The sequence below is a fragment of the Tardiphaga sp. genome, assembly GCF_025356345.1.
Taxonomy (GTDB): domain Bacteria; phylum Pseudomonadota; class Alphaproteobacteria; order Rhizobiales; family Xanthobacteraceae; genus Tardiphaga.
Genome location: NZ_JANXTC010000356.1, coordinates 1 through 6193 on the forward strand (window position 1 = coordinate 1; position 6193 = coordinate 6193).

Annotated in this window: 7 protein-coding genes; all 7 read left to right on the top strand. The window is 59.9% G+C overall.

The features are described 5' to 3' along the window. Positions 1 to 204 precede the first annotated feature (204 nt). A complete protein-coding gene (locus tag Q0S16_RS21410; protein WP_295852775.1) occupies positions 205 to 960 on the top strand; it encodes an IclR family transcriptional regulator in 756 nt (251 codons plus the stop codon). A 181-nt stretch (positions 961 to 1141) separates the two neighbouring features. Continuing rightward, positions 1142 to 1843 (top strand): dienelactone hydrolase family protein, encoded by a 702-nt coding sequence (locus Q0S16_RS21415; protein WP_295852778.1) that lies wholly within the window; start codon positions 1142 to 1144, stop codon positions 1841 to 1843. A 51-nt stretch (positions 1844 to 1894) separates the two neighbouring features. Then, positions 1895 to 3034, top strand: a complete 1140-nt coding sequence (locus Q0S16_RS21420; protein ID WP_295852781.1) for an ABC transporter substrate-binding protein — start codon at positions 1895 to 1897, stop codon at positions 3032 to 3034. 32 nt (positions 3035 to 3066) lie between these two features. Beyond that, positions 3067 to 3939: a branched-chain amino acid ABC transporter permease gene (locus Q0S16_RS21425; RefSeq protein ID WP_295852784.1), complete on the top strand. Its 873-nt coding sequence runs from the start codon at positions 3067 to 3069 to the stop codon at positions 3937 to 3939. A 5-nt stretch (positions 3940 to 3944) separates the two neighbouring features. After that, the gene (locus tag Q0S16_RS21430; protein WP_295852787.1) at positions 3945 to 4973 is read left to right on the top strand and encodes a branched-chain amino acid ABC transporter permease; all 1029 of its coding nucleotides are present in this window, start codon (positions 3945 to 3947) and stop codon (positions 4971 to 4973) included. Beyond that, entirely contained in the window at positions 4963 to 5751 is a 789-nt protein-coding gene (locus Q0S16_RS21435) for an ATP-binding cassette domain-containing protein (protein WP_295852792.1), read from the top strand. Before Q0S16_RS21430 ends, Q0S16_RS21435 begins: the two co-directional genes overlap by 11 nt. Then, positions 5744 to 6193 (top strand): ATP-binding cassette domain-containing protein (locus Q0S16_RS21440; RefSeq protein ID WP_295852795.1); only part of this gene is annotated, 450 nt, incomplete at its 3' end. The genes Q0S16_RS21435 and Q0S16_RS21440, both read left to right, overlap by 8 nt.

Consider the following 6193-nt stretch of genomic DNA (forward strand, 5'->3'; position numbering starts at 1 on the left):
GACCATGCATTCATTCGGTCCGGCCGATTCAGAGTGAGCGTCGCGACACGATCCGTCACATCAATCAGAATATCCGTCGTTGCCGTCATGTTCATCTCCATTGAAGCTCCAGCCCGCGTATCAAACGTAAGGATGCGAGAAAAGTCATTGCGCTGAGCTGCGCGTCACTTACATACTCGTGAAAATGAAAGAACCAGGGCGGATATGTCAGACAGCGTCATCAAGACCGCGCGGCGGCTCTTTGAAGTCCTCGAATATTTCGACGAGATCCAGCAGCCAATTAGCTTGAAGGACATCTCGGCGCACTTCGACTACCCAGTCTCTAGTGCATCGGCACTGCTGAAAAGCATGGTTGTAATGGGCTATCTCGATTATGACGGTTACTCGCGGACCTACATGCCGACCATGCGCATCGCGACGCTTGGCAATTGGGTGCAGGGCGCGCTGTTCGGGGAAAGCCGCATCCTGGCTTTGATGAAGCACATGAGCGAGCTCACGCGCGAAACTATCAGCATCGGTACGCAAAGCGATCTGTTCGCCCAGTATATCCACATAATCCCATCAACTTACGCGATCAGGTTTCACCTCAAACCGGGAACCGTGCGTCCGCTGGCGCGGTCAAGGCTCGGCTGGCTGCTGCTCAGCGCGCGCAGCGACGACATGATCGAGAAATTATTGCGGCGCATCAACGCAGAAGAAGAAGATCGCAAATTACGCATCACGCTTCCTGATCTGATGGCGCGTGTGAAGGAAATCAGGAAACAAGGCTTCGTCTTTTCCAAGCATACGGTAACTGTCGGCGCCGGCGTAATTGGAATGGTTCTGCCGATACGCCGGCATGGCCGCATTCTCGCGATCGGCGTAGGAGGCCCCGTCGATCGCCTCGAGGAGAAGAAGAAGCAGATCGTTGGTGAACTGCGGGCGGGAATCGCGAAATTTGTCATCGAGAGCGACGCGTAGTCGCAACCTAGTCTTTCACGGATGTGGAAACGCTAACGCTCATGTGAAAGTACTAGATCGATGCAATTGATCGCCGCATAGTGCAGCTAACCAAGGCGGCGCAAGCCGCGATAAAAAATAAGTAGGGTTGGATAAACGAATGCGGGAATCGGTGGTCGATATCGCCACGCGCGATGGGCAGATGAACACATACATCTTCCGCCCCGACGGTGAAGGCCCGTTTCCGGTCGTCATTCACTATATGGATTCCGTCGGCGTTCGTGAAGAACTGTCCGACATGTGCCGCCGGCTGGCCTCGGTCGGCTATTATGTGATCCTGCCGAACCTGTATTACCGGCTGGCGCGCTGCGTCGATCTCGATGCCAACCGCCTGCATGATCCGGCTTATGAAGATCGTATTGCGCTGCTTTGGAAGCTGAATCGTAGTCTCACCAACACCATGGTCGAGCAGGACACCCAGTCGCTGTTCGACTTTCTCGATACCGACTCTGCCGCGCGCCAGGGCAAGTTGGGCATCGTCGGTTACTGCATGAGCGGTCGCTATGTGTTCCGCGTCGCCGGCGCGTTTCCCGAGCGCGTGGCTGCCGCCGCCTCGGTGTATGGCGCTCGTCTGATTTCGGACCAGCCGGATTCGGCACATCTGCTGGCGTCGAACATCAAGGGCGAGATGTATTTCGCCTGCGCCGAGCATGACCATTACATCACCGAAGAAATTATCGCCCAGTTGCGCCAGATCATTGCTGAGACCGGCATGAACGGCAGCATTGAATTCTATCCTGAATCCGAACACGGTTTCGCGTTCCCCACGCGGCGGCTCTACCACAAGGCCAGTTCGGAGCGTCATTGGGAGCGGTTGTTTGCAATGTTCCGCCGCACGCTCTGACAATCCCGAAAAGTCTGCCATCCAAATAGACACGAAAATAGAGGAAACGTTATGGTGCAACGTATGAAGTCGATGGCCTGCGCCGTCGCCCTGAGCTCCCTGTTCAGCGTGGCGGCGACGGCGGCGGAAACTGTCCGGATCGGCATTGCTGCACCGTTTTCCGGCGGTGCCGCAACTTACGGGCAGGACGTTAGGCGTGGCGCTGAACTCGCCGTTGAAGGGATCAACGCCAAGGGTGGGATCCTTGGCGGGCGCTTGATCGAGCTGGTGTTCGAGGATGACAAGGGGTCGCCGCAGGGCGGCGTCGCAGCCGTGCAGAAGCTGATGTCGGTCGGCCGCGTCAAGGCAATCACCGGTGGAACCAACAGCTCGGTGGTGCTCGCTGAATCGTCGGTCACCAAGGGACGGATGCTGCAGGTGAATGCCGGAGCTCAGGCTGACGCCATCACCGATCAAGGCAATCCGTGGATGTTCCAGATCAACAACACCGTCTCAGGCAATTCGAGCGCATTCAACGCCTACCTTGTCGACGTGATGAAACCGAAAACGGTGGCCTACATGGGCGAAAATACCGAGTTCAACAAGACGGTGCTCGAGCTGCTGCGCGAAAAGCTCAAGACTGCCAACATCGAGTTGGTCAACGTCTCCACCTATGACGCGGACACGAATGATTTCACCTCCATCATTACCAAGATCAAGTCGCTCAAGCCCGACATGCTCTACGTCTCCGATGCCTATCCGGCGCGCGCTGCGCAGTTGTGGAAGCAGGTTCGCCAGCTCGGCGGATTCCCCAAGGAAGTGATGTCACCGGGCGTCGTCGTGCCCGGTCTGCTGGCTCCAGCGGAGGGCGCCATGGACGGCGTCATCACCGGCGAGATCTTCATGGTTCCTTCGCAGCAGGAAGAGACCAAGCCGTTCATCGCGGAGTTCGAGAAGAAGTTCAACGTCAGCCCCGGCAAGGGAAATCTCGTGATCTATGAGGCGGTATCCATGATTGCGGCGGCAATGAACAAGGCTGGGACCGACACCGACTACGACAAGATTTCCAACACCATTCGCGACAACGCATGGCCGTCGCCGCGCGGTGAACTGAAGTTCGACGCCAAGGGGCGGGCGCGCGCGCCTTACTTCTTCATCCAGCAGGTCAAGGGCGGCAAGCTCACCCAGCTTGAGATGATCAAGGTCAACTAGACGGATACCGGCGCTGATCGCGAGGAACCATCATGAACCTGTTCGTGCAGACGCTGATCAACGGGCTGGTGCTCGGAGCGAGCTATTCCGTCATCGCTGTCGGCCTGACGCTCGTCTTCGGCATTCTGCACATCGCGAATTTTGCCCATGGCGCATTTTTCGCGATCGGCGCTTATGCGATTTTTTTACTCAGCGGCTGGGGGGTGCCGTATCTCGCGGCGCTGCCCGCTGCCATCGCCATCGTGGCGGCGGTCGGCTTCATCACCGAGTTTTCGGTAATCCGACGAGCGATCTACGGCGAGGGGCATGGGTCGATCATCGTCACCTTCGCGCTCGGCCAGGCGATGGTCGCGGCCCTTATCCTGCTGTTCGGGCCGGATCCGCATCCGATCCGTTCGCCGTTCGCCCAGGCGACAGTGTCGGCTTTCGGCATGGTAATCGCCGGGCAGCGCCTGTTCGTGCTGCTGACCTCGGTCGTTGTGCTGGCGGGCTTTGGCGCCTGGCTGCGTTACACGGTCAGGGGGCAGCAGATACTCGCCGTCGCGCAGAATCCGCGCGGCGCGTTGTACTCCGGCATCAACGTGCCGATGATCCGCAGCCTGTCTTTCGTGGTCGGCGTCGCGGCGGCGGGGCTCGCCGGTGCGCTGCTCGCACCGATTGTCACGGCCTATCCAACCATGGGCCATACGACGCTGATCACCGGCTTCACCGTCGTCATCCTCGGCGGCATGGGCAGTATTTCCGGTGCGATGCTCGGAGCGCTGCTGATCGGCGTGGCCAATGCCATGTTCGAGACCTACGTCTCGGTGTCATGGACGCCGGCGCTAGGCTGGATTCTTGTCATCGGTGTTCTGCTGCTTTGGCCACAAGGTCTGATGGGCCGCCCGCAACTGTATAGGCATTGATCGATATGTCGGATCTCTCCGCGGATACCGTGGCTTCCAGCCGGCCCCTCGCCTTGGCGCGGCCAGCCGGAAGAAAGGTCGCAGTACCACTTCTCGCGGTGGCGGCAGCAATTGTCGCGGTCGGACTTGGCGTGCTGGTGACCAACACCTTTATCGTCACGCTGGCGGGCTATACCTGCGCCTTCGCGTTATTCGCGCTCAGTATCAACATCATGCTGGGCGGGCTCGGCGAAGTGCCGCTCGGCCAATGCGTATTCTTCGGCATCGGCTCCTACGGGGTCGGCATTGGCATGGTGAAGTTTGGGCAGTCTTTCGAACTCTCCATTGCGATGGCGATGGTAGTGTCGCTCGTTGCCGCCGCGGCGATCGGCGCCATTACACTGAAGCTGACCGGCGCTTATTTCTCCATCGTCTCGTGGGGCCTGTCCGGCGTCGCCATGGTTGCGGCGCTCAACCTGACGCATCTGACAGAAGGGCCTCTCGGAATTTTTGGTTTCCCGCCGATCATGCTCGGGCCGATCGCGATGACCGATCCGCGAAGCTACTTCTTCGTCACCGCCGGAGCGCTCATCCTGACGGTGCTTCTGCTGCATGCGGTTCGCGATTCGCAATTCGGCAGCGCCATCGAAAGCATCCGGCAAAATCGTCATCTGGCGCAGTCCGTCGGCGTCAATGTCTTTCGCCAGCGTCTCAAGGCGTTCATGCTGAGCGCTCCTATCGCCGCGCTGGCCGGTGCGCTGTGCGTGCCCTACACCCAAATTGTCACGCCGGAAGTCTTCTCGGTGGCTAACACCGTCGACGCGCTACTGATGGTGCTGATCGGCGGCACCGGATTGCTGGTCGGCCCGATCATCGGCGCGGTGATCTTCAGCATTCTGCCATATTATCTCGACCTCGATCCCAATGTTCGCATTCTGGTGTTTTCGACGGCCATCGTCGTCATCATGATTTTCGCGCCCGGTGGATTGCATCAAATCAGCAAGCGCCTCCTGGTGCGCGTTACAGGAGGCAACTGTGGAGCAGATGAACGTTGAAGCCCCGCGCGGCAAGACCGTGGTCGTCCAGGCGACCGATATCCGCAAGCGCTACGGCGGCGTGGTGGCGCTCGATGGCGTCAGCCTGACCGTAGAGGAAGGCGAAGTGTTCGGCATCATCGGCCCGAACGGCGCCGGCAAGTCCACGCTATTCGACGTGCTGTGCGGCATCACCAAGCCGACCAGCGGGCAGATCGAGGTGCTAGGCCATGACGTCGGCACGATGACGCCCCATCTGGTGGCGCGTGCCGGTGTCGCCCGCACGTTCCAGCGGACGGCGGTGTTCGGCGAAGCGACGGTCTACGACAACCTGCGATATGGGCGCCATGCCAGCTTCACGCATTCTGTGGCCGGACGGATCGTCGGCAGTTCCGTCTATCGCCGCGAACAGGCGGCGTTTCACCACAAGGCCGAAGAGGTCCTGGCACTTTCCGGGCTGAGCGACGACCGCGCCCGGCTCGGCAACGTGCTGGCCTATGGCGTTCAACGACGGCTTGCGGTGGCTGTTGCCTTGATGTCCGAACCGCGCGTGCTGTTCCTCGACGAACCGGCCGCCGGCATGAACGGCCGCGAGACCGCGGATTTCATATCCCTCATAGAAACCATCGCGCCTGGACGCACCGTGGTGATCGTCGAGCATGACATGACAGTGATCAAGGCATTGTGCGGCCGCGCCCTTGTGGTCGTCGATGGCCGACCGGTGGTGGTCGATGCGCCGGAACGTGTATTCAAGCATGCCGAAGTGATTTCGGCCTATCTCGGAGCGGAAGATGAGTGACCTGCTTCGCGTCAACGGCGTTTCGGCTGCGTACGGCAAGGTGACGGCGCTGCGCGACGTCTCGATTGTGGTGCAGCCGGGCGAAATCGTAGCCATCCTCGGCGCCAACGGCGCCGGCAAGACGACGCTGCTGAATACCATCTCCGGTATCCTGCCACTGAGCGGCGGCGATATCGCGCTGGACGGCAAACGCATCGACGGGAAGAAGCCCTGGCAGACCAGCCGACTCGGAATCAGCCACGTGCCGGAGGGGCGCGAGATATTTCCCGACATGACCGTCGAAGCCAATCTGAAGATCGTGGATTCGTTCGGCGGCGGGCCCAGGTTCGAGGTCAAGGAAATTCTCGATATGTTTCCTCGGCTCAGGGAACGCTTCATGCAACTCGCTGGCGGTCTCAGCGGCGGCGAGCAACAGATGCTCGCCATCGGCCGTGGCCTGATG

Coding starts and splice junctions, on each gene's coding strand:
- Q0S16_RS21430 (WP_295852787.1), top strand. CDS start 3,945: ATGTCGGATCTCTCCGCGGATACCGTGGCTTCCAGCCGGCCCCTCGCC.
- Q0S16_RS21425 (WP_295852784.1), top strand. CDS start 3,067: ATGAACCTGTTCGTGCAGACGCTGATCAACGGGCTGGTGCTCGGAGCG.
- Q0S16_RS21420 (WP_295852781.1), top strand. CDS start 1,895: ATGGTGCAACGTATGAAGTCGATGGCCTGCGCCGTCGCCCTGAGCTCC.
- Q0S16_RS21415 (WP_295852778.1), top strand. CDS start 1,142: ATGAACACATACATCTTCCGCCCCGACGGTGAAGGCCCGTTTCCGGTC.
- Q0S16_RS21435 (WP_295852792.1), top strand. CDS start 4,963: ATGAACGTTGAAGCCCCGCGCGGCAAGACCGTGGTCGTCCAGGCGACC.
- Q0S16_RS21410 (WP_295852775.1), top strand. CDS start 205: ATGTCAGACAGCGTCATCAAGACCGCGCGGCGGCTCTTTGAAGTCCTC.